Origin of the sequence: Mycolicibacterium palauense, from assembly GCF_002592005.1 — a bacterium.
Classification (GTDB): Bacteria; Actinomycetota; Actinomycetes; order Mycobacteriales; family Mycobacteriaceae; genus Mycobacterium; species Mycobacterium palauense.
The window spans coordinates 31092-52777 of the sequence record NZ_NVQF01000020.1; the positions used below are offsets into that span (position 1 = coordinate 31092).

Below are 21686 nucleotides of genomic sequence, written 5' to 3' on the forward strand. Positions count from 1 at the left end.
TCAGCGGCCTCAGCCGGCCAGCATCGGGCGCAGGAACGCCCCGGAGACCTCGACCGCCGGCGCGGAACTGTCACCACCGACAACCAGGGTCGCGAACGCCACGTCGGCGGCGATCCCGGCGAACCAGCCGTGTGAGTGCGTGTTGTCGCCGTACTCGGCGGTCCCGGTCTTGCCACCCAGGCCGTCGATGTCGGCGAGCTCGGTGGCGGTGCCCTCGCTGACCGTCAGCCGCATCATCTCCCGCAGGCCGGCGGCGACATCGGTGGGGATGGTCTGCGGGTCGGCGTCGGCCCGTGTCTGACTACCGGTCTGAGTATCGGTCTGACTCCCGGCCGCATCGCCGATGACCAGCGTCGGGATCACGGTGGAGCCGTGGCCCAGGCTGGCCTCGGCCACCGCCAGGCCGAACGGGCTGACCGTCACGGTGCCCTGCCCGATCCCGTTCTCCACCCGCTGCGCCGGGGTGTCGGCATCGGGTACCCGGCCGGTGACGGTGGTCAGGCCCGGGATGACGTAGTCGACCCCGATCCCGAACATTCGCGCGGTCCTGCCCAGCGCGTCGGGGGACAGCTGGTCGGCAAGCCGGGCCATGGTGGTGTTGCACGAGTGTGCGAACGCCTCCCGCAGCGGCACCGTGCCCAGATCGAATTCGTCTTCATTGGGGATGGTCCGGTTCTCGATGGTGATCTGTCCGGGGCACTGCACCGCGGTATCGGGGGTGACCAGGCCCGCCTGCATCGCGGCGGCGGTAGTGATGGTCTTGAACGTCGACCCCGGCGGGTACAGGCCGGTGACCGAGATCGGTCCCTGGGCGTCGGCGGCGTCGTTCTGGGCGATCGCCAGGATCCCGCCGGTGGTCGTGGACAGTGCCACCAGGACCGTCGGCCGCGGATCGGTGGCCACCGCCTGCTGAGCCAGCAGCTGCATGCGGGTGTCGATGGTGGTCCGGATCGGCGGGGTGTCGCGCGCAGGCGTGGACGTCAGCTCCTCGGCGGGTGAGCCGTCCTCGGACACCAGCGCCACCGACCAGCCGGCCGTCGCGTCGATCGCCCGCTGCCACAGTGGTTTCAGGCCGTCGATCACCGGCGAGGACAGCTGCGGGTTGGCTGTCAGCAACGCACCCTGGCGGCGGACCGCGACCCCGGGAATCGAGTCCAGCTGCGCCGAGACCTGGTCGAGGTCGGCCCGGCGCAGCGTCATCACGGTCACGGTGTCCTCGGCGTCTTCGTCGTCTCCGGGAGCACCGGCGCCGAACTGTGCCTGGATCGAGTCGGCGCTGACGGTGTCGAAGCGGCCCAGCACATCGGCCAGGGCCGCCGCCGAATCCCGGTGTGCGCGGTCCAACGTGACCAGTCCGACGGTCTGCCAGTCCATCAGCGGTTGACCGTCGCGGTCCACGATCGGCGTCAGGAGGTCCTTGTCGTCGCTGAACCGAAACGTCAGGCCCGGCCGCAGCTTCGGGTGCAGCACGGTGGGCGACCAGTCGACGCGCCAGCGGCCGTCGGCCCGTGACGCGGTGGCCTCGGCGTCGTAACGGAACTCACGGTCGCCACCGAACGACCAGGTGTAGGCCAGGGTGGTGTGTGCGGTGTCGCCGTCGTCCCGGACGTCGCCGACGGAGACGCCCACCCGCGCGTCGGCGCCCATCCCGTCCAGCATGGACCGGATCGGCGGCTGGGCCGCAGCGGGATCGTCCGTCTCGGCGGCGGCGGCCTCGGCATTTCGCCCCTGCACCGCGTGCGCGAACCCCTCGAACGCCGACTCCGGGCCGGTGGCAGACCACGAGCATCCCGCGGCGCCCGCCGCTACCGCCCAGAGCATCAGCAGAATCATCAGACGTGGCATATCGGGTGTGAGCAAAGCACGCGGGCCGTGCCCGCCGTCAAGTCGCCGCACCGGGCCGGCGCGCGTCAGGAGCCGAGGAGCCACCAGCCACCCCACAACGCCAGCACCGCCGGCACCAACGTCAGCGGTACCGACAACAGTCCCAGGACGGTGAACTCGCCGACCCGGGTCGGCACCCCGTCGGCGTTGAGCACCCGCCGCCACAGCAAGTTGGACAGCGACCCCACATAGGTCAGGTTCGGGCCGATGTTGACCCCGATCAGCACCGCCAGCACCGCGGCCGGTCCCGCCTGCGCGACCAGCGGTAGCAGCACCAGCACGGCGGGCAGGTTGTTGACGACGTTGGCCAGCACCGCCGCCACCGCGGCGTAACCCAGCAGCGCGAGCAGGCCGCTGCCCTCGGGCAGGATCCACCGCATCCAGCTCTGCAGACCGTTGGCCATGACCGCGGCCACCACGATGCCCAGCGCGGGAACGAACACCAGGAACGGCAGGTTGGCGGCCCGGGCGATGCCGACCACCGAGCTGCGCCCGTCCCAGAGCGCCCGCCCGGCCAGCAGCGCGGCCCCCGCCGCCGCGGCCCACACCGGCTCGACACCCAGCATGGAGGTCACCGCGAAACCGGCCAGCGTCAACCCGAGCACCGCCAGCGTGAACCGGGGCAGCCGCGGCGGATCCACCGCCGGTGGCGGCGGCACCGGGCGCAGGTCGACGGCGAACACGCGGCGGAACAGCAGGTACTCCGCGGCGATCGCCACCGCCCACGGCAGCGCCATCAGTGCGCTGAAATGCAGGAAGGACAACCCGGCGGTGGCGAAGGCCAGCAGATTGGTCAGATTGGACACCGGAAGCAACAGCGACGCGGTGTTCGACAGGTGCGCGGTGGCGTAGGCGTGTGGACGCACCGGCACGTCCAGGGTGCGGGCGGTGGCCAGCACGACCGGGGTGAGCAGCACGACGGTGGCGTCCAGCGACAGCACCGCGGTGGTGGCCGCGGCGATCACGAAGACCCGGCCCAGCAGGCGGCGCGGGTTCCCGGCGGACGAGCGCGCCATCAACGCCCCGAACGCCCGGAACAGGCCCTCGTCGTCGCACAGCTTGGCCAGCACCAGCACCGCGGCCAGGAACGCGACGACCGGCAGCAGCCGGCGGGCCTCCGCCACGGCCTCGGTCGTCGTCACCACACCGACGGCGATGAGGATCCCCGCCGCGGGCACCGCCACGACCGCCTCGGACCACCCCCGTGGCCGCGCGATGGCGAACGCCAGGACCAGCGCGAGCAGGGCCAGCGCCAGCAGCAACGCGGCGTTCACGCCCAGGGGTCCTCGGCGCGCCAGACCGTGGGCAGGTGCAGGGCCGCGCCGTCGCGGCCGGCCAGCTCGGTCAGCACCCGCAGCGAGACGTCCAGGTCGTCACCGGCGAACGGCAGCGCGCGCAGCGGCTTGGACAGCGGCCGGAAGAAGTCGTCCCAGTGGATGGCGACGACGGTGCGGGCGCCGACCGCGGCGACGGTGTGCTCCCAGTAGTCGGTCAGATAGCGGCGTGGCAGCACCCCGAGCTGACCGATCCCCAGGTAGGCGACCTCGGCCCGGTAGCCGTCGAGGACTCCCGGCCGAAAACCGGCGCTGCCCTGGATCAGGCACCGCCGCCCCGAGGGCCGGTGCTCGACGAGCATCGACCACGCTTCGCCGCACCGGTAGGCCGATGCGCGCACCGGCGGCCGGACCGGGTGGTCGATGACACCGGGGTAGCGGTCGGGTGGGCAGTGGCTCGATTCGACCAGGGTGACCTCGAAGTGGCCGAGGCTCATCGGTACACCCGGTGTCGCCACCCGGATGCGGTCGTCGGGCAGCCCGTGACCGCGTCCGACGTTGGCCGTCGAGGTTCCGCCCACCAGCGGCGCCCCGGTGCGCTCGGCCACCACCGCGGAGTCCATGGCGTGGTCGAAGTGGCTGTGCACGCACAGCACGGCGTCGAGCTTGCGGACCCCGGCGCGGGACAGGCAGCCCTCGATGCGCGGCAGTGCGGGCGCTATCCGCCCGGCGCCCACCCGCAACAGGCCGGGCCGGGAGAAGAACCCGTCGGTCATCAGCGCCGACTCGCCGTCGTCGAGGAGCAGCGTCGACACCCCGAGCCAGGTGGCGGACAACGGCGACGAGGAGGTGGCCGCGGGCACCCCGAAGAGCGCCGCGTGCCGGGTCAGGTCCGGCCGGCCGGGCTTGAGACGCATCAGCAGAACGCCCGCAGGTGAATGCCGGCGTCGCGCAGCTGCTCCCAGACCGCGCCGGCGATGTGGATGGCGCCGGGGGAGTCGCCGTGCACGCACACCGATTCCACGTCGATGTCGATGTCGGTGCCGTCGATGGCCGTCACCCGGCGGGTGGTCACCATGTCGATGACGCGCTGGGCGATCTCCTCGGGCTGATGCAGAACGGCGCCGGGTTCGCCGCGCGGCACGAGCCGGCCGTCGGGCCGGTAGGCGCGGTCGGCGAAGGCCTCGGCGACCGTGCGCAGTCCGGCGTTTCGGGCCTCGGCGAAGAACGCCGACCCGGCCTGCCCGAGCACCGGCAGCCCGGGGTCGACCGCGCGGACCGCCTCGGCGACGGCCCTGGCCTGACGCGGATCGGTCATCGCCGTGTTGTACAGCGCGCCATGGGGTTTGACATAACTGACGGTGGTTCCGCCGGCCGTGGCCAGCGCCTGCAGGGCGCCGATCTGATAGACGACGTCGGCGGTGAGGTCGGTCGGCGCGACGTCGATGTAGCGGCGGCCGAAACCGGCCAGGTCGCGGTAGCTGACCTGGGCGCCGACCCGGACACCGCGGCCGGCGGCGCCGTGGCACACCCGCAGCAGGCTGGTGGGGTCGCCGGCATGGAATCCGCAGGCGACGTTGGCGCTGGTGACGATGTCGAGCATGGCCTCGTCGTCGCCGAGCTGCCACACGCCGAACCCCTCACCGAGGTCGGCGTTGAGGTCGACCGAGGATTCCGCGCCCACGAGGCATCAGCCTAGGCGCTGTGGGACCTGCCGCGGGCCGCCTACGGAGGTCAGTCGGAATGGGTATGCGTCGCCCCCCACGCCGGTAGCGGGTCGGGAAATCGCTGCCAGTGTTGTTCTCCGATGACGAGTTCGTCGTCGGTGAGCAGCGCGGACTCCAACTGTGCGGTGATCGCCGCGCGGTCGATGCGCACGCCGATGAAGACGATCTCCTGGCCCGGCGGGATCTCGGTCGTCGCCCAGTACTGCGCGGGTTCGATGACCAGGTTCGGGCCGGCCTGCGACCAGATGGCGGCGATCGCCGGCCGGCTGGCGATCCAACAGAACCCCTTGCTGCGCAGTACGCCGTTCATCCGTGCCAGAACACCGACGAGCCGTTGCGGATGGAACGGACGTTGGGCGCGGAAGGTCATCGAGCCGATTCCGTACTCCTCGGTCTCGGGGGTGTGGCCGCCCGCGATTTCCTCGTCCCACCCCGGTGCCTGTGCCGCAGTGATCGGGTCAAACAGGCCGGTGTCGAGCACCTCGGCGAGGTCGACCTTGCCGTGATCGGTGTGGATCAGTTCGGCGTTGGGGTTGAGCCGGCGCACCACCGCTTCGACGGCGCCGAGCTGCTGCACGCCCACGAGGTCGGTCTTGTTGAGAATCAGGACGTCGGCGAATTCGACCTGGTCGACGAGCAGGTCGGCGATGCTGCGGGCGTCCCCTTCCCCGGCGCTCAGGTCCCGTTCGGCCAGCGCCTCGCCCCGGGTCAGCTCGGTCAGGAAGGTCGCGGCGTCGATGACGGTGACCATGGTGTCCAGCCGTGCCAGCCGGCCCAGGCTGAAACCGTCTTCGAACTCCCAGTCGAACGTCGCGGCCACGGGCATCGGTTCGGAGATGCCCGTGGACTCGATGACCAGCTGGTCGAACCGGCCTTGCTTGGCCAACGCGGCCACCGCCTCGATGAGGTCTTCCCGCAGCGTGCAGCAGATGCAGCCGTTGGTCAGTTCGACGAGCTTCTCCTCGGTGCGGTCCAGATGGCCCTGCCCGGCGACCAGGGCGGCGTCGATGTTCACCTCGCTCATGTCGTTGACGATCACCGCCACCCGCCGGCCCTCCCGGTTGGCCAGGATGTGGTTGAGCAGTGTCGTCTTGCCGGAACCGAGGAAGCCGGACAAGACGGTGACGGGCAGGCGTTCGGGGATGCTGAGGGTCATAACCTTAATGATAACGATTTCCATTAAGGCCCCTCCGTGTGCGGTCGCTAATGGAAACGATTACCATTATCGCCGTGAACCGACAGTCTCCCCACTCTCTGCGTCTCTCCCCGCTGCGCGCCCTGGCCGCCGCCACCGTTCTCGCCGCACCGTTCGTGCTGGCCTCGTGCTCGTCGAGCAGCGAAACCCCACCGACTAGCGAGACGTCGGGGACGACCTCGGCGGTGGCGGCCGGGTCGTGCCCGACGGAACCGGTCGCGGTGACCACCAGCGTGGACCAGTGGGGCGATATCGTCTCTGCCCTCGGCGGTGGCTGCGCCGACGTGACCACCGTGCTGCAGAGCTCCTCGGTCGACCCGCACGACTACGAACCCTCCCCGGCCGACGCTGCAGCCTTCAATGGCGCGCAACTCGTGGTTCTCAACGGTGGCCACTACGACGAGTGGGCCGCCAAACTGGCGGAAAGCTCGGCCCCGAACGCCCCGGTGGTCAACGCCATCGAACTGACCGAGGGAGCGCACGGTGCCGACGAACATGCCGACGAACATGCCGACGAGCACGACCACGACCACGCCGACGGGATCAACCCGCACGTCTGGTACAACCCCTCCACAGTGACCGCGGTCGTCGATGCTGTGACCGCGCAACTGAGCACCATCGCCCCCGACGCGTCCGACTACTTCAAGGGACGGCGCAGCGAGTTCGCCGAGTCCATGCAGCCGTACGACAACGCGATCGCCAAAATCAAGGCGGGAGCCACCGGCAAGAGCTATGCGGCCACCGAGAGCGTCTTCGACGACATGGCCGCGGCGCTGGGCCTGCAGAACAAGACGCCCCAGGGGTATCAGGCCAGTTCCAGCAACGAAACCGACCCCTCGCCGGCCGATCTGAACGCCTTCCTGACCCTGCTCGGCGACAGGGGGGTCGACGTGCTGATCTACAACACGCAGACCGAGGGGTCGGTTCCCCAGCAGATCCGCAGCGCCGCCGAAGGTGCCGGTATCCCGGTCGTGGAAGTCACCGAAACGGTGGCGCCGGGAGCCGATTCGTTCGAGGCTTGGCAGGTGGACCAACTCACCTCCCTGGCCAAGGCGCTCGGTGTCACTCTCTGACCAACGCCCATCACGCGCCGATGCTGCGACCGCGCTGTCGTTGGACAACGTCAGCGTGGTTCGTGGCGGCCACGTGATCTGGTCGGAAGCTACCTTCGACGTGCCCGTGGGCGGGATCTCCGCGGTGATCGGCCCCAGCGGGGCGGGCAAGACCACGCTCTTGCACGTCCTGCTGGGCCTTATTCCGGTGGCCTCGGGCACCGTCCGGGTGCTGGGCCGGCCCCCGGGCCAGGCCACCGGGTTGATCGGTTACGTGCCGCAGAATTATGCCGCGACGGCGGGCAACGCGATCCGGGCCTGTGACGCGGTGCTGCTCGGCCTGACTGGTCACCGCTGGGGATTCGGCCGTGCGGGCGCTGCGCAACGCCAGCAGGTGCAGGAGATCCTGTCCGCCGTGGACGCGACGGCGTTTGCCCACCAGCGACTGTCCAACCTGTCCGGTGGGCAACGACAGCGCATCGCCATCGCCGAGGCCCTCGTCGGACGCCCACAGCTGCTGATCCTCGACGAACCGTTGACATCGCTCGATCTGCGGAACCAGCGCGACATCGTGGGGCTGGTCGCGCGCATCAGGGCCGAGTTCGGCGTGACGATATTGGTGGTGGCCCACGATCTGAACCCGTTGTTGGGGATTCTCGACAGTGCGATCTACCTCTTGGACGGCCATGCTCATTTCGACACTATGGATGAGGTTGTCAACGAAGATCTGTTGAGTCATCTCTACGGAACGAGGATTCGGGTCGTTCATACCCCGCAGGGCGACCTCTTCGTACGGAGTGCCTGATGCGGACCGACCTGATCGCCCTTGGTTACCAGGAGAACTGGTTGGACATCCTGACCTCCTCTTTCATGCGCAACGCCGTGATCGGGGGCACGCTCGTGGCCCTGGCAGCCGGACTGATCGGGTATTTCATCGTGGTGCGCAACAGCGCCTTCGCCGCGCACGCGCTGGCACACATCGGTTTTCCCGGGGCCACCGGCGCGCTGCTGCTCGGCCTGCCCGTCTCGGCCGGGCTGGCGGCGTTCTGTGTCGGCGGCGCGCTGGTGATCGGTGCGCTCGGCAAGCGGGCCGACGAACGCGAGGTCGCCACGGGTACCGTGCTGGCCGCCGCGATGGGGCTGGGGCTGTTCTTCAGCTCGCTGGCCACCAAGAGCAGCAGTGTCGTAACGAACGTGCTGTTCGGAAATCTGCTGGCGGTCACGCATCAACAGCTGGTCAGTTTCTCTGTGGGGGTGGTCCTGCTCGCGGTCGTCGTCGCCTTCATCTACCGGCCGCTGCTGTTCGCCTCGGTCAATGCCGAGGTCGCCGAGGCCAAGGGTGTCCCGGTGCGCGCACTGTCGGTGATCTTCATGGTGCTGCTGGGTCTGGCCGTCACCATGGCCGTGCAGGCGGTCGGAACGCTGCTGCTGTTCGCGTTGGTGGTCACGCCCGCCGCGACCGCGATTATGGTGACCGCCAGGCCGGCCGTCGCGATGGTGGTCTCGACGGTGCTCGCCCTCGTGTCGGTGTGGGCGGGGCTGGTCATCTCGGCCGTCCTCAACGTGCCGCCGAGCTTCGCGATCGTCACCATCGTGTGTGCGATCTGGCTGCTGGTTTGGCTCGCCGTGCGCAGCGTAGGTGCCGCACCCAGGCCGGTGACGACGGGCCACGGTGCTCAGCACACCGACGACCGTGTCGACATGGGCTAGTCTCATGAGGCATGTCCCGGAGTCCGACGCCCAGGCGCCGGGCCACCCTGGCCTCGTTGGCCGCCGAGCTCAAGGTCTCGCGGACCACCGTCTCCAATGCCTACAACCGGCCCGACCAGCTCTCGGCGGAACTGCGCGAGCGGGTCTTCGCCACCGCCAAACGGATGGGATACGCCGGGCCGGACCCGGTGGCCCGGTCGCTGCGGACACGCAAGGCCGGGGCGGTCGGCCTGGTCGTCACCGAGCGGTTGACGTACTCCTTCAGTGATCCCGCGGCCCTGAACTTCGTTGAGGGGCTGGCGGAGTCGTGCGAGGACGCCGGCCTGGGCCTGTTGCTGGTGGCCGTCGGGCCGGGCCGCAGCCTGGCCGAGGGGTCCCGGGCGGTGCTCTCGGCCGGTGTCGACGGATTCGTCGTGTACGCGGCCTCCGACGACGACCCCTATCTGCAGGTCGTCCTGGAGCGTCGGCTGCCGCTGGTCGTCGTCGACCAGCCGCGCGGGATCCCCGGGGCCTCCTATGTGGGCATCGACGACCGTTGCGCCATGCGGGAACTGGCCTCCTACGTCACCGGCCTGGGACACCGCGAGATCGGTCTGCTGACCATGCGGCTGGGGCGCGAGCGGCACGGGGACGCCCCGGCGGCGGTGGTGTCGACGCAGCGTCTGTCCGCCAGCCACTTTCACGCTCAGCGCGAGCGTGTCGAGGGCGTCCGGGACGCGATGGCGGCCGCCGGGCTGGACCCCGACACGTTGACCGTCGTCGAGAGTTACGAGCACGGACCGCTTTCCGGTGGAGTCGCCGCCGAGTTGGCGCTCACGGCCAATCCGCGGATCACCGCCCTGATGAGCACCGCCGACGTCCTGGCGCTGTCGGCGATGGATCACCTGCGGTCCAAGGGCATCTACGTCCCCGGTCAGATGACCGTCACCGGTTTCGACGGCGTGAGCGAGGCCGTGCGGCGCGGCCTGACCACCGTCCGGCAGCCGAACATGGAGAAGGGGCGGGCCGCGGGCCGGCTGCTGCACAGCCCACCCCGGTCCGGCCTGCCGGTGATCGAGGAGCTGCCCACGGAGCTGATCCGCGGCCGTACCGCCGGCCGGGCGCCCTGACCGGACGGCTCAGGACGGTTCGGGACGGTTCGGGACGGTTCAGTGAGCCCCGGAGCGCTGCCGGTAGACGAAGTCCAGGGCCTCCCCGACGTCCTCGGGCGAATCGACCCGGTACCGCGCGAGGGTGTCCCCCGGGCCCACCTTCACTCCGATGTCCTCGCCGCGCAGCCGGCGGAACGCCTTCTCATCGGTGACGTCGTCGCCGAAGTAGACCACCATCGAGGCCGAGGTCCGCTCGCGCAGGATGTCGATGGCCTCGCCCTTGTCGGTGTCGATGACGGCGAACTCCAGCACGGCCTTGCCCTCGGTGATGTGGGCGTCCCAGTCGCCGGAGGCGCGCCACGCCTCGGCCAGGGCCCGTTCGGCGTCGGTCGTCGAGGCGTTGCGGACGTGCAGTGCGACGCTGGCGGGTTTGGTCTCGACGGTGGCACCGGGATGGCGCGAGACGATGTCGTCGAGGGTCGTGCGCATGCGCTCGAGCAGCAGCTCGTCGATCTCGTGGGCGAAACCGGTGTCGAACTCGGCACCGTGACTGCCGACGAGCACGGCCTCGCCACCCAGGCCCGACAGTACGGCCAGGTCGTGCACCGAACGTCCGGAGATCAGGGCGGTGGTCGTCGACGGCAGCCCGGCCAGCGTCCGGAACGCGTCGGCGGCCCGCGGCAGCGGCCGGGCGTCGGCGGGATGGCTGACGATGGGCGCCAGGGTGCCGTCGAAGTCCGACGTGATCAGCAGCCGCGTGACCCGTGCGGCGGTGGTCAGCGCCTGGCGCAGATCGGGAGGAAGTGAGCCCACGTGTTCAGATCTTAGGGCGGTCCCGGTCCCCGTTCCCGTCGCCGTTTCCGTCGCTGTTGCCGATGAGCAGCCGCACGGCCAGATCCAGACGTTTGCTGACATCGGTGGCCGAGGCGCGCCGGGTCAGCCACGCCAGCAGATTGGACAGCCAGACGTCGGAGATGACGCGGGCGATGTGGTACTGGTCTTCGTTCGGTTCACCGTCGGCCATCGCCCGGGCGAACATCGAGTCGATGATCTTCTCGACGTGATCAACCTCACCGGCGGCCGACGCGTCGGCGAACACGTAGGCGCGGGTCATCGCCTCGGTCAGCAGCGGGTTGCGCTGCATCGCCCGATTGAGCTTGCTGACCATGAAGTTCAGCCGCTCGTAGGGTGTTCCGCCGGCGACCGCGGTGCGGTCGGTCTTGGCGTCGATGCGTTCGAACTCGCGGCCCAGCGCCGACACCAGCAGGTGCACCTTCGACGGGAAGTAGCGGTACAGCGTGCCGACGGCCACGTCGGCGCGGTCGGCCACGGCGCGCATCTGGACGGCCTCGTAGCCGCCCTTGCTGGCGATGGCCATGGTGGCGTCGAGAATGCGTTTCCGGCGCTCCCGCTGAGCTTCGGAACCGAGTTCGGACTCGGCAAGGACGGCCACGGTCATGACCTCTCGTGGTTGCGAGCGGGCTGACGTCGACATGCGGCGGGCAGCTCCTTCTTCTGGCGTATCTGCTCGAAACGATACGCATGGCCGTTGGGAATTGCTCACCTCCCTGCTCGCCGTGTCCGTCCCGCGCCCCTTGCCGGACACGCCCGTGTGCTGGCGTGATGGCATTCGACTTGACGCTGGTTCACTGGCAATATTAGAACACGTTCTAGTGGGTCGTACGGACCTTCTTCGCGGCGATTTGAGGAGACCCGACGTGGCTGGGGTGTCAGGGACCGTCACCGACGAGCAGTTTGCGGCCAGGGATCTGGTGCGCAGTTGGGCCGCTGGGGCCGGCGCCATCGCGGCCACCCGTGACGTCGAGCACGGGCAACCGGATGCCTGGCGCCCGGTGTACGCGGCGCTGGCCGAGCTGGGGATCTTCGGGGTCGCCGTACCCGAGGAGGCCGGAGGCGCCGGTGGGACCGTCGCCGACCTGTGCGCCATGGTCGAGGAGGCGGCGCGGGCGCTGGTGCCCGGGCCGGTCGCCCCGACCGCGCTGGCCACCCTGGTGCTCGACGATCCGGCCCTGCTGGAGTCGCTGGCCGCCGGCGAGCGCACCGCCGGTGTCGCGCTGTCGGCCGAGATCACCGTCACCGACGGCCGCGCCACCGGGGCGGCCGAGCACGTCCTGGGCGCCACCGCCGACGGCCTGCTGCTGCTGCCGGCCGGATCGGCGTGGGTGCTCGTCGACGCCGGTGAGTCCGGCGTTTCCGTGGCGGCCCTGCAGGCCACCGACTTCTCCCGTCCGCTGGCCCGTGTCGTCCTGGACGGCGCGCCGGTGACGGCGCTGTCGACCGCCCCGCGGCGGGTGCTCGACCTGGCCGCGGCGATCCTGGCGGCCGAGGCCGCCGGGGTGGCGCGTTGGGCCCTGGACACCGCCGCGGACTACGCGAAGGTCCGCGAACAGTTCGGCAGGCCGATCGGCAGTTTCCAGGCCATCAAGCACATGTGCGCGGAGATGCTGCTGCGATCCGAGCAGGTCTCGGTGGCCGCCGGCGACGCCGCCCACGCGGGGGAGCAGACGTCCGGTCCCGGCGGGCAGGACGCCCGCCAGCTGTCGCTGGCCGCCGCGGTCGCCGCCGCGGCGGGCATCGACGCCGCCAAGGCCAACACCAAGGACTGCATCCAGGTGCTCGGCGGTATCGGCATCACCTGGGAGCATGACGCGCATCTGTATCTGCGCCGGGCCTACGGGATCTCCCAGCTGCTGGGGGGACGCTCCCGCTGGCTGCGCACCGTCGTCGAGCTCACCCGGGCCGGGGTGCGTCGCAGTCTCGACGTGGACCTGAGCTCGGTGGAGCACCTGCGCCCCGACATCGCGGCCGCGGTCGCCGAGGTCGCCGGGCTGCCGGCCGAACGGCAGCAGGCCGCCCTGGCCGAAGCGGGCCTGCAGGCACCGCACTGGCCGCGGCCCTACGGTCGCGACGCCGCACCGGCCGAACAGCTGCTCATCGACCAGGAGCTGGCCGCCGCCGGGGTGCAGCGGCCCGACCTGGTGATCGGGTGGTGGGCCGCACCGACCATCCTGGAGCACGGCAGCCCCGCCCAGGTCGACCGCTTCGTGCCGGCCACGCTGAGCGGCGAGCTGCAGTGGTGCCAGCTGTTCAGCGAACCCGGTGCCGGTTCGGATCTGGCCTCGCTGCGGATGAAGGCGGTGCGCACCGACGGCGGCTGGAGGCTGACCGGTCAGAAGGTGTGGACCTCCGCGGCGCAGAAGGCGCACTGGGGTGTCTGCCTGGCCAGGACCAACCCCGACGCCCCCAAGCACAAGGGGATCACCTACTTCCTCATCGACATGACAGCGCCGGGCATCGTGGTCCGCCCGCTGCGAGAGATCACCGGCGACGAGCTGTTCAACGAGGTGTTCTTCGACGACGTCTTCGTGCCCGACGAGATGGTGGTCGGGACCGTCGACGACGGCTGGCGGCTGGCCCGCACCACGCTGGCCAACGAGCGGGTGGCCATGGCGCAGGGGACCGCGCTGGGCAACCCGATGGAGCAGCTGCTGGAGCGGGTCGACGAGCTCGACATCGATGCCGCCGAACAGGACCGGCTGGGTGCGTTGATCGTGGCCGCGCAGGTCGGTGCGCTGCTGGATCAGCGCATCGCCCAGCTCGCCGTCGGTGGCGGTGATCCCGGTCCACAGGCCAGCGCCCGCAAGCTGATCGGCGTGCGGTACCGGCAGAACCTCTCGGAATTCCGAATGGAGCTCTCGGAGGGCCGGGGTCTGGTGTTCAACCCCAACGTGCACGACTTCCTGAATTCGCGGTGCCTGACCATCGCCGGTGGCTCAGAGCAGATCCTGCTGACCATGGCCGGTGAACGGCTGCTGGGGCTGCCCCGCTGACCGCGATTTCGGTGCAGTGGGTCCCGCTGGGCGGGACCCACTGCACCGAAATCGGCGGGTTCAGAAGCTTCAGAAGCCGGTCTGGCTGCAGGCGGTCGGCGACATCAGATCGTGGCCGCCGTAGACCACGTGGATGTTGCTGCACACGATGAACGTGGCCTCGGTGTCGGGGCGGCCGCTGGCCCAGTCGATCGGCGCCGAATCGCCCTCGACGGTGAACCGTTCGATCGGGCCGCCCCCGAAGTAGGTCACCGAGATCTCGTTGGAGCTCAGCGAGCGGTACATCTCCGACAGCGCGTTGTCATGGTTGGCGCCCTTGGTCTCCCGGGGCGTGCCCGCCGGCGCGCTGTAGCTGGTCTCCTGCCAGACGTCGCGGTTCGAGCTGCGCACCGTGACCGTCTGGCGGGCCCACAGATCGCCGGGGAAGCCGACGGGGCCCTGCGGGGTCATCAGGTTGGCGCCGGTGGTGAAGTGACAGGTGTTCGTACCCGCGACGCAGTCGGCGGTGGTGTGGATCTCCAGCTGGGTGTCGGGGCCCACCGGGACCGAGGAGTCGGCGCGGTCGGCGGCCGCGGCGACACCGGGGCACAGCAGCGACGCCGCGGTCAGCGCCGCGGTACCGATCGCCAGGCCGGTTGCCGGTGACCCACCGTGCTTCGTCCAGCGCTTCATCGTCACGAAACTAGCCGCTCCCTATTCGTCGTAGGTGACTTCGACCGAATCGGACGTCGGTCGCGCCTGGCAGCCCAGGATGAGGCCCTCGTCGAGGTCGGACTGCTCGAGCACGTCGTTGACCTCCATCTCGACCTCCCCGCTCTTCTTCAGCACCGCGCACGCGCCGCAGTGCCCCTCGCGGCAGGAGAACGGCGCGTCGATCCCCTTGTCGAGCAGCACATCGAGCAGCTTGGCCGAGCGTGGCCAGCTGACCTCGTGGGTCTGCCCGTCGATGGTGACCACCGCGGTGGCGGGAGGCTCGGCACCCTCGCCCTCGTCGGGGATGACGACCGCGGCGAACGGGTCGGAGTCCAGGGAGCGGAACACCTCGATGTGCACCCGGTTCTCGGGCACCTGCAGGCCCGTCAGCGCGTCGCGGGCCGCGGCCATGAACGGGCCCGGGCCGCACAGGAAGACCTCGCGGGCGGTGTAGGGCGCGGCGAGCCGGGCCAGCGCCGCAGCGGTGGGCAGCCCTTGAACCGACTCCAGCCAGTGCACCACCGAGAAGCGGTCGGGGTACTTGGCGGCCAGCTCGCGCAGCGCGGCGGCGAAGATCACCGAGCTCTCGTCGCGGTTGGCGTAGAGCAGCGTCACCTGACCGGAGCCCTCCGACAACGCGGACTTGCAGATCGCCATCATGGGGGTGATCCCGCTGCCGGCCGCGACGAGCAGGAAATCGGTGTCCAGGGTCCGCGGCACGAAGGTGCCCGAGGGGGCCAGGACGTGCAGGCGCATCCCCACGTGGGCGTTGTCGCACAGCCAGTTCGAGGCGTAGCCCTCGGCGGTGCGCTTGACCGTCACGGCCAGCGCGTCGTCGGTGTGCGGTGAGCTGCACAACGAGTAGCAGCGGGCCACCGACCCGGTGCGGTCGCTGGGGACGCGCAGCGTCAGGAACTGGCCGGGCGCGTAGCGCAGCTTGTCGGCCGGGACGCTGGGCCCGTCGGCCCCGGTGGGCACCCTGAACACCAGGGACCGGGCGTCGTCGGTTTCGGCGATCACCTCGGCTATCTCCAGTTCGAGCACGTGGTTGCCGAGCGGCTCGTCGGTCACGACCGGGCCCCTCCTTTCGACTGTCGAACCAGAACAAGAACTAGAACAGGTTACAAAAATGCACTTCCGCAGGTCCAGTCCCTGTAGGTGTGCGCTACTCGACACAAATCGTAACGTGTTCTAGTGTTAGCCCTAACGACACAACATAGTTGGCGCAGTAGCCGCTCAACAGCCGCGGCGGCTCAAGATCGTGGGAGGCAATGCCGTGACGTCCATTCAACAACGCGACGCGCAGTCGGTGCTGGCCGGTGTCGACGAGCTGCTCCCGCAGCTTCGGGACCGCGCCCAGACCACCGAGGATCTGCGCCGGCTGCCCGACGAGAACATCAAGGCGCTGGAGGACATCGGCTTCTTCGCGCTGCTGCAGCCCGAACAGTGGGGCGGCATGCAGTGTGACCCGACGATCTTCTACGAGGCGGTCCGCCGGCTGGCCAGCGCCTGCGGTTCCACCGGCTGGGTGTCGTCGATCCTGGGCGTGCACAACTGGCACCTGGCGCTGTTCGATCAGCAGGCCCAGGAGGACGTCTGGGGTGACGATCCCGGCGTGCGGATCTCCTCCTCGTATGCGCCCATGGGGGCGGGCACCGTCGTCGACGGCGGCTACCTGGTCAGCGGTGCCTGGCAGTGGTCCTCGGGTTGTGACCACGCGACGTGGGCGTTCCTCGGTGGGCCGGTCATCAAGGACGGCAAGCCCGTCGACTTCGGCAGCTTCCTGATCCCGCGCACCGACTACACCATCGACGACGTCTGGCACGTGGTGGGCCTGCGCGGCACCGGCTCCAACACCGTGGTGGTCAAGGACGTGTTCGTGCCCCGGCACCGGTTCCTGTCGTACAAGGCGATGAACGACGGCACCGCCGGCGGGTATGAGAACAATACCGCCCCGGTGTACAAGATGCCCTGGGGCACCGTGCATCCCACCACGATCTCGGCGCCCATCGTCGGCATGGCCTACGGCGCCTATGAGGCCCACGTCGAGCACCAGGGCAAGCGGGTGCGCGCGGCGTTCGCCGGCGAGAAGTCCAAGGATGATCCGTTCGCCAAGATCCGCATCGCCGAGGCGGCCAGCGACATCGATGCGGCGTGGCGCCAGCTGATCGGCAACGTCGGCGACGAGTACACGCTGCTGCGCGAGGGCAAGGAGATCCCGTTCGCGCTGCGGACGTGCGCCCGACGCGACCAGGTGCGCGCCACCGGCCGCGCGATCGCCTCGATCGACCGGCTCTTCGAGGCCTCCGGTGCCACCGCGTTGGTCAACGATGCTCCGGTGCAGCGATTCTGGCGTGACGCCCATGCCGGCCGCGTGCACGCGGCCAACGACCCGGAACGGGCCTACCTGATCTTCGGCAACAACGAGTTCGGGTTGCCGCCGCAGGACACGATGGTCTGATCGACGACCGATGACTTCCTTCATCTCCGAAACGCAGCACCAGCAGAAGGTGACCTTCGAGTCGACCTCGCGCTACGCCCAGGTCCGCGAGGACATGAAGCTGCACTACCACGAGGCCGGCGACCCCGAGTCGCCGACGGTGGTGCTGCTGCACGGCGGCGGGCCCGGGGCCTCCAGCTGGTCGAACTTCAGCCGCAACATCGGGGTGCTCGCCGAGAAGTTCCACGTGCTCGCGGTCGACCAGCCCGGCTACGGGCACTCCGACAAGCACACCGAACACGAGCAGTACAACCGGTACAGCGCCACCGCGCTGCTCAACCTGTTCGACCACCTCGCTATCGACCGCCCTGCGCTGGTGGGGAATTCGCTCGGCGGCGGCACCGCGGTGCGCTTCGCGCTGGACAACCCGGATCGCGCCGGCCGGCTGGTGTTGATGGGTCCGGGCGGGCTCAGCGTCAACCTGTTCGCACCCGACCCCACCGAGGGCGTGAAGCTGCTGGGCCGGTTCACCGCCGATCCCACGCGCGAGAACATGGAGAAGTTCCTGCGCATCATGGTCTACGACCAGAAGCTCGTCACCCCCGAGCTCATCGACGAGCGCTTTGCGATCGCCAGCACCCCGGAGTCGCTGGCCGCCGCGAAGGCGATGGGCAAGTCGTTCGCGGGCCCCGATTTCGAGCTGGGGATGATGTGGCGCGAGGTGTACAAACTGCGCCAGCGGGTGCTGTTGATCTGGGGCCGCGAGGACCGGGTCAACCCGCTCGACGGGGCCCTGGTGGCACTGAAACAGATTCCGCGTGTGCAGCTCCACGTTTTCGGGCAGTGTGGGCACTGGGCGCAGCTGGAGAAATTCGACGAGTTCAACAAGCTCACGATGGACTTTCTGGGAGGTACCTGATGAGCATCCGTTCACTGGGGTATCTGCGTATCGAGGCCACCGACATGGCCGCGTGGCGCGAGTACGCGCTGAAGGTCCTCGGCATGGTCGAGGGCAAGGGTGCCACCGAGGGCGCGCTGTACCTGCGGATGGACGACTTCCCGGCCCGGCTGGTGATCGTGCCCGGCGACCGCGACCGGTTGCTGGTCTCGGGCTGGGAGGCCGCCAACGCCGCCGACCTGCAGGACATCCGCGACCGCCTCGACGTCGAGGGCACCCCATACAAGGAGGCCGGCGGGGTCGAACTGGCCGACCGTCGGGTGGCCGAGATGATCGTCTTCGACGACCCGTCCGGCAACACGCTGGAGGTGTTCCACGGCGCCGCCCTGGAGCACCGCCGGGTGGTCAGCCCCTACGGCCACAGGTTCGTCACCGAGGACCAGGGCCTGGGACACGTGGTGCTCACCACCCGTGACGACGCGGAGTCGCTGCACTTCTACCGTGACGTGCTCGGGTTCGCGCTGCGTGACTCGATGCGGCTGCCGCCCCAGCTGGTGGGCCGGCCAGCCGACGGCGAGCCGGCGTGGCTGCGCTTCTTCGGCGTCAATCCGCGCCACCACAGCCTGGCGTTCATGCCCGGTGAGACCCCCAGCGGCATCGTGCACCTGATGGTCGAGGTGGAGAACAGCGACGACGTGGGCCTGTGCCTGGACCGCGCGTTGCGGCGCAAGGTTCCGATGTCGGCGACGTTGGGCCGGCACGTCAACGACCTGATGCTCTCCTTCTACATGCGCACACCCGGCGGCTTCGACGTCGAGTTCGGCTGTGAGGGAAGGCAGGTCGACGACCAGGATTGGATCGCCCGGGAGAGCACCGCGGTGAGCCTGTGGGGCCACGACTTCTCGGTGGGGGCCCACGCCCAGTGACGAATGCCCAGATCGACCCGCGCACGTTCCGCACCGTGCTCGGCCAGTTCTGCACCGGCATCACGATCATCACCACCGTGCACGACGAGACCCCGATCGGGTTCGCGTGCCAGTCCTTCGCGGCCCTGTCGCTGGATCCGCCGCTGGTCCTGTTCTGCCCGACGAAGGTGTCGCGGTCATGGCAGGCCATCGAGGCCAGCGGCCGCTTCTGCGTGAACATCCTGCACGAGCATCAGAAGGACGTCTCGGCGCGGTTCGGCTCCAGGGAACCGGACAAGTTCGCCGGGATCGACTGGAGTCCCTCCGAGCTCGGTTCGCCGGTCATCGACGGCGCGCTGGCCCATATCGACTGCACCGTGCACTCGGTGCACGACGGTGGCGACCACTTCGTGGTCTTCGGTGCCGTGCAGTCGCTCTCCGAGGTGCCCAAGAAGAAGCCGCGCCCGCTGCTGTTCTATCGGGGCGAGTACACCGGGATCGAACCGGACAAGAACAGCCCGGCCCAGTGGCGCGACGATCTGGAGGCCTTCCTCACCGCGACCACACCCGACACCTGGCTGTGAAGAACCGGTTCCACGTCGCGACGGCCGGGCCCCCGGGTCCCCGCCCTTAGATGCATCCCGCCGCGCAGGGGTCGACCGGTGGCACGTCCTCGAGCCCGGGGGCCTCGGGCTGGTTGGTGGTCAGGTCGACATCCCCGTCGAGCTGCGGCGCGATCGGCAGGAAGTTGCAGATCGGAAAGAGTGACGGGCCGCACGGGGGCGGTCCGGGCTCGGCGACGGCCGGGGCCGCCAACCCGACGCCGGCGGCCAGCATCGGCCCGGTGATCAGTGCCGCCCCCGCGGCCAGGGTTCGGATCCTGCGCATGCGCCGACCCTACCGAGCCGCCCGACCGGCTTCCGCGGACTCCCGGTGAATAACACCGCTGTGATTCATCCCCAGTGTGGATACGTCCTGGGGATGACCGCGCGGTCTACAGGTGGGTGGTGATGAAATCGCTGATCGTGGCGGCCACCTGCCGGTGCACCGTTTCGTTGAGGATGTCGTGGGCCCCGGGGAAGGCCGCCAGCCGCAGCGGGCCGACCTGTTCGGCGTAGGCGCGCACCGCCCCGATATCGGCGACCGGATCGGACTCGCCGTGCACTGCCAGGGTCGGCACCGTCAGCGTCGGCAGCGCGTCACCCATCCGGTCCCAGGCCCAGTCCAGGGCGCGGGCCAGCGGGGCCCCGTCGGCGTCGACGAACGCCAGCGGATCGTTCTCCATGGAGTCGAGGTAGAACGGGTCGGCCGACAGCGCCGACGGCTCCAGCTCGAATTCGGCGTCCTGGTCTTCGAGCATTCCCGGGATCGGTACCAGCGGGGCGCCGGAGATCACCCCGGCCCGGTACCGGTTCGGGTTCTCCAGCAGCCGGAAGAGGGTGACCACCGCGCCGAAGGAGTGCCCCTGGGCGAACAGGGGGATGCCGGGGGTGGCGCGCTCGGCCAGGTCGGTCAGCGCCGCCGCGATCGAGGAGCTGGCCTGCACGGAGCCGAAGTCGCCGCGTGCGCCTCCCGACAGGCCGTGGCCCAGCTGATCGGCGGCCCACAGGTCGATCCCGGCCGCGTTGAGGGTGAAGCCGAGCCGGTGGTAGACACCGGTGTGCTCGCCGAAGCCGTGCAGGAAGATGACCGCGGCGCGGGGCCGCTCGGCCGCCCAGTGTCGGTAGTAGACCGGTCCGGCGTCGGTGTCGATGAAGGGCATGCCTCGACCCCACCAGGCGCGGCCGGTCGGGGCAACCCCGGGGACTCAAACGGTCCGGCTACCGGCGCGGCAGCCAGTCACCGATGCGGGCCACCGCCTCGTCGATGTCCGCGGAGGGCCCCGCGAACGACAGCCGCACGAACGACCCGCCGCGGGTGGTGTCGAAGTCGATGCCCGGCGCGATCGCGACCCCGGTCGCGTCGAGGAGTTTCGCGCAGAACGACAGCGAGTCGTCGGTGAACTCCGAGACGTCGGCGTAGACGTAGAAGGCGCCGTCGGTGGGGGCCAGCCGGTCGATGCCGATCCCGCGCAGCCCCGACAGCAGCCGCTGCCGATTGGCGCCGTAGTGCGCCAGGTGCGCATCGGCCTCCGCGCGGGACTCCGGGGTGAACGCCGCGACACCGGCGAACTGCGAGAGCACCGGGGGGCAGATGGTGAAATTGCCGGTCAGACGGTCCACGGCTCGCTGCAGCGACTCGGGCACCACCAGCCAGCCCAGCCGCCACCCCGTCATCGCGAAGTACTTCGAGAAGCTGTTGACCACCACCGCGTCGCGCGAGGTGGCCCAGGCGCAGCTGGTCGACGGTGCACCCGGGTACACCAGGCCGTGGTAGACCTCGTCGCTGATCAGCCGTACCCCGCGCTCGGCACACCAGGACGCGATGGCGGCCAGTTCGTCGGGGGCGATCACGGTGCCGGTCGGGTTGGCCGGGCTGGCCACCACGACGCCATCGGGCGGCGGGTCGATCTCGTCGAGCATCGCGGCGGTGGGCTGGAACCGGGTCCCGGCGTCGCACCGGAGGTCGACGACCTCACAGCCAAGCGCCGAGAGAATGTTGCGGTAGCAGGGATATCCGGGGCTGGTGACCACCACCCGGTCCCCGACGTCGAAGCAGGCCAGGAAGGCGAGCAGGAAGCCGCCGGAGGAGCCGGTGGTGATCACGATGTCGGCGGGGTCGACGGCCAGTCCGTGGATGTCGGCGTAGGACGCGGCGATCGCTTCGCGCAGCTCGGGAATGCCCAGGGCGACGGTGTAGCCGAGCGGGCCGGCGGCCAGCGCCTCGGCCGCCGCGGCGCGCACCGGCCCGGGCGCACCCACGCTGGGCTGCCCGGCCGACAGGTTCACCAGGTCGCCGTGGCTGCGTTGCCGTTCGGCGGCGGCCAGCCAGACGTCCATCACGTAGAACGGCGGGATCCCGGCCCG

At 70.0% G+C, this 21686-nt stretch carries 21 protein-coding genes; 9 read left to right on the plus strand and 12 right to left on the minus strand.

The features are described 5' to 3' along the window. Positions 1-9: 9 nt before the first annotated feature. From CSR00_RS10570 to CSR00_RS10590, 5 genes are all read right to left on the minus strand, one after another. Positions 10-1833: a penicillin-binding transpeptidase domain-containing protein gene (locus CSR00_RS10570; RefSeq protein WP_407662420.1), complete on the minus strand. Its 1824-nt coding sequence runs from the start codon at positions 1831-1833 to the stop codon at positions 10-12. A gap of 77 nt (positions 1834-1910) precedes the next feature. After that, entirely contained in the window at positions 1911-3146 is a 1236-nt protein-coding gene (locus CSR00_RS10575) for an SLC13 family permease (protein WP_099022400.1), read from the minus strand. Positions 3147-3154: 8 nt separating this feature from the next. Further along, positions 3155-4075 (minus strand): MBL fold metallo-hydrolase, encoded by a 921-nt coding sequence (locus CSR00_RS10580; protein WP_099022357.1) that lies wholly within the window; start codon positions 4073-4075, stop codon positions 3155-3157. After that, the gene (locus CSR00_RS10585; protein ID WP_099022358.1) at positions 4075-4842 is read right to left on the minus strand and encodes a LamB/YcsF family protein; all 768 of its coding nucleotides are present in this window, start codon (positions 4840-4842) and stop codon (positions 4075-4077) included. The genes CSR00_RS10580 and CSR00_RS10585 overlap by 1 nt, the downstream gene beginning before the upstream one ends. A gap of 50 nt (positions 4843-4892) precedes the next feature. After that, entirely contained in the window at positions 4893-6041 is a 1149-nt protein-coding gene (locus CSR00_RS10590) for a GTP-binding protein (protein WP_176561996.1), read from the minus strand. 50 nt (positions 6042-6091) lie between these two features. Between CSR00_RS10590 and CSR00_RS10595 the strand changes: the two genes are divergently transcribed. The 4 genes from CSR00_RS10595 to CSR00_RS10610 are packed head-to-tail and all read left to right on the plus strand — an operon-like array spanning position 6092 to position 9951. Next, complete coding sequence (locus CSR00_RS10595; RefSeq protein WP_099022359.1) at positions 6092-7153, plus strand: metal ABC transporter solute-binding protein, Zn/Mn family; 1062 nt, start codon at positions 6092-6094, stop codon at positions 7151-7153. Continuing rightward, the gene (locus CSR00_RS10600; RefSeq protein ID WP_099022360.1) at positions 7140-7937 is read left to right on the plus strand and encodes a metal ABC transporter ATP-binding protein; all 798 of its coding nucleotides are present in this window, start codon (positions 7140-7142) and stop codon (positions 7935-7937) included. Before CSR00_RS10595 ends, CSR00_RS10600 begins: the two co-directional genes overlap by 14 nt. Beyond that, positions 7937-8842, plus strand: a complete 906-nt coding sequence (locus CSR00_RS10605) for a metal ABC transporter permease (RefSeq protein ID WP_099022361.1) — start codon at positions 7937-7939, stop codon at positions 8840-8842. Before CSR00_RS10600 ends, CSR00_RS10605 begins: the two co-directional genes overlap by 1 nt. An 11-nt stretch (positions 8843-8853) precedes the next feature. Then, a complete protein-coding gene (locus tag CSR00_RS10610; RefSeq protein WP_099022362.1) occupies positions 8854-9951 on the plus strand; it encodes an Rv3575c family transcriptional regulator in 1098 nt (365 codons plus the stop codon). A 39-nt stretch (positions 9952-9990) separates the two neighbouring features. On the opposite strand, the gene otsB is transcribed toward CSR00_RS10610, so the two are convergent. Both otsB and kstR read right to left on the minus strand, forming a co-directional pair. Next, positions 9991-10746 (minus strand): trehalose-phosphatase, encoded by a 756-nt coding sequence (gene otsB, locus CSR00_RS10615; protein ID WP_245905935.1) that lies wholly within the window; start codon positions 10744-10746, stop codon positions 9991-9993. 4 nt (positions 10747-10750) lie between these two features. Further along, on the minus strand, positions 10751-11428 hold the full coding sequence (gene kstR / locus CSR00_RS10620) for a cholesterol catabolism transcriptional regulator KstR (protein ID WP_099022364.1): 678 nt from the start codon (positions 11426-11428) through the stop codon (positions 10751-10753). Positions 11429-11660: 232 nt separating this feature from the next. Between kstR and CSR00_RS10625 the strand changes: the two genes are divergently transcribed. Further along, positions 11661-13784: an acyl-CoA dehydrogenase family protein gene (locus CSR00_RS10625; RefSeq protein WP_099022365.1), complete on the plus strand. Its 2124-nt coding sequence runs from the start codon at positions 11661-11663 to the stop codon at positions 13782-13784. Between the two features lie 69 nt (positions 13785-13853). Here CSR00_RS10625 and CSR00_RS10630 read toward each other — a convergent pair whose 3' ends face one another. Further along, positions 13854-14456, minus strand: a complete 603-nt coding sequence (locus tag CSR00_RS10630; RefSeq protein WP_099022366.1) for a hypothetical protein — start codon at positions 14454-14456, stop codon at positions 13854-13856. Positions 14457-14477: 21 nt separating this feature from the next. Next, the gene (locus CSR00_RS10635) at positions 14478-15548 is read right to left on the minus strand and encodes a ferredoxin--NADP reductase (RefSeq protein WP_099022367.1); all 1071 of its coding nucleotides are present in this window, start codon (positions 15546-15548) and stop codon (positions 14478-14480) included. Positions 15549-15753: 205 nt separating this feature from the next. On the opposite strand from CSR00_RS10635, the gene hsaA reads away from it, so the two are divergent. Genes hsaA through hsaB form a run of 4 tightly spaced genes read left to right on the plus strand, consistent with a single transcriptional unit; the run spans position 15754 to position 19304 of the window. Next, positions 15754-16938: a 3-hydroxy-9,10-secoandrosta-1,3,5(10)-triene-9,17-dione monooxygenase oxygenase subunit gene (gene hsaA / locus CSR00_RS10640; RefSeq protein ID WP_099022368.1), complete on the plus strand. Its 1185-nt coding sequence runs from the start codon at positions 15754-15756 to the stop codon at positions 16936-16938. Positions 16939-16948: 10 nt separating this feature from the next. Further along, a complete protein-coding gene (gene hsaD / locus CSR00_RS10645) occupies positions 16949-17836 on the plus strand; it encodes a 4,5:9,10-diseco-3-hydroxy-5,9,17-trioxoandrosta-1(10),2-diene-4-oate hydrolase (protein WP_099022369.1) in 888 nt (295 codons plus the stop codon). Next, positions 17836-18741 carry an iron-dependent extradiol dioxygenase HsaC gene (gene hsaC / locus CSR00_RS10650; protein ID WP_099022370.1) on the plus strand — a complete coding sequence of 302 codons (906 nt, stop codon included), beginning with the start codon at positions 17836-17838 and terminating at the stop codon, positions 18739-18741. Before hsaD ends, hsaC begins: the two co-directional genes overlap by 1 nt. Beyond that, on the plus strand, positions 18738-19304 hold the full coding sequence (hsaB, locus tag CSR00_RS10655; RefSeq protein ID WP_099022371.1) for a 3-hydroxy-9,10-secoandrosta-1,3,5(10)-triene-9,17-dione monooxygenase reductase subunit: 567 nt from the start codon (positions 18738-18740) through the stop codon (positions 19302-19304). The genes hsaC and hsaB overlap by 4 nt, the downstream gene beginning before the upstream one ends. A 46-nt stretch (positions 19305-19350) precedes the next feature. On the opposite strand, the gene CSR00_RS10660 is transcribed toward hsaB, so the two are convergent. From CSR00_RS10660 to CSR00_RS10670, 3 genes are all read right to left on the minus strand, one after another. Beyond that, entirely contained in the window at positions 19351-19608 is a 258-nt protein-coding gene (locus CSR00_RS10660) for a fibronectin-binding protein (RefSeq protein ID WP_099022372.1), read from the minus strand. A 106-nt stretch (positions 19609-19714) separates the two neighbouring features. Next, positions 19715-20482 (minus strand): alpha/beta fold hydrolase, encoded by a 768-nt coding sequence (locus tag CSR00_RS10665; RefSeq protein WP_099022373.1) that lies wholly within the window; start codon positions 20480-20482, stop codon positions 19715-19717. Between the two features lie 58 nt (positions 20483-20540). Beyond that, a complete protein-coding gene (locus tag CSR00_RS10670) occupies positions 20541-21659 on the minus strand; it encodes a pyridoxal phosphate-dependent aminotransferase (protein ID WP_099022402.1) in 1119 nt (372 codons plus the stop codon). Positions 21660-21686 lie beyond the last annotated feature (27 nt).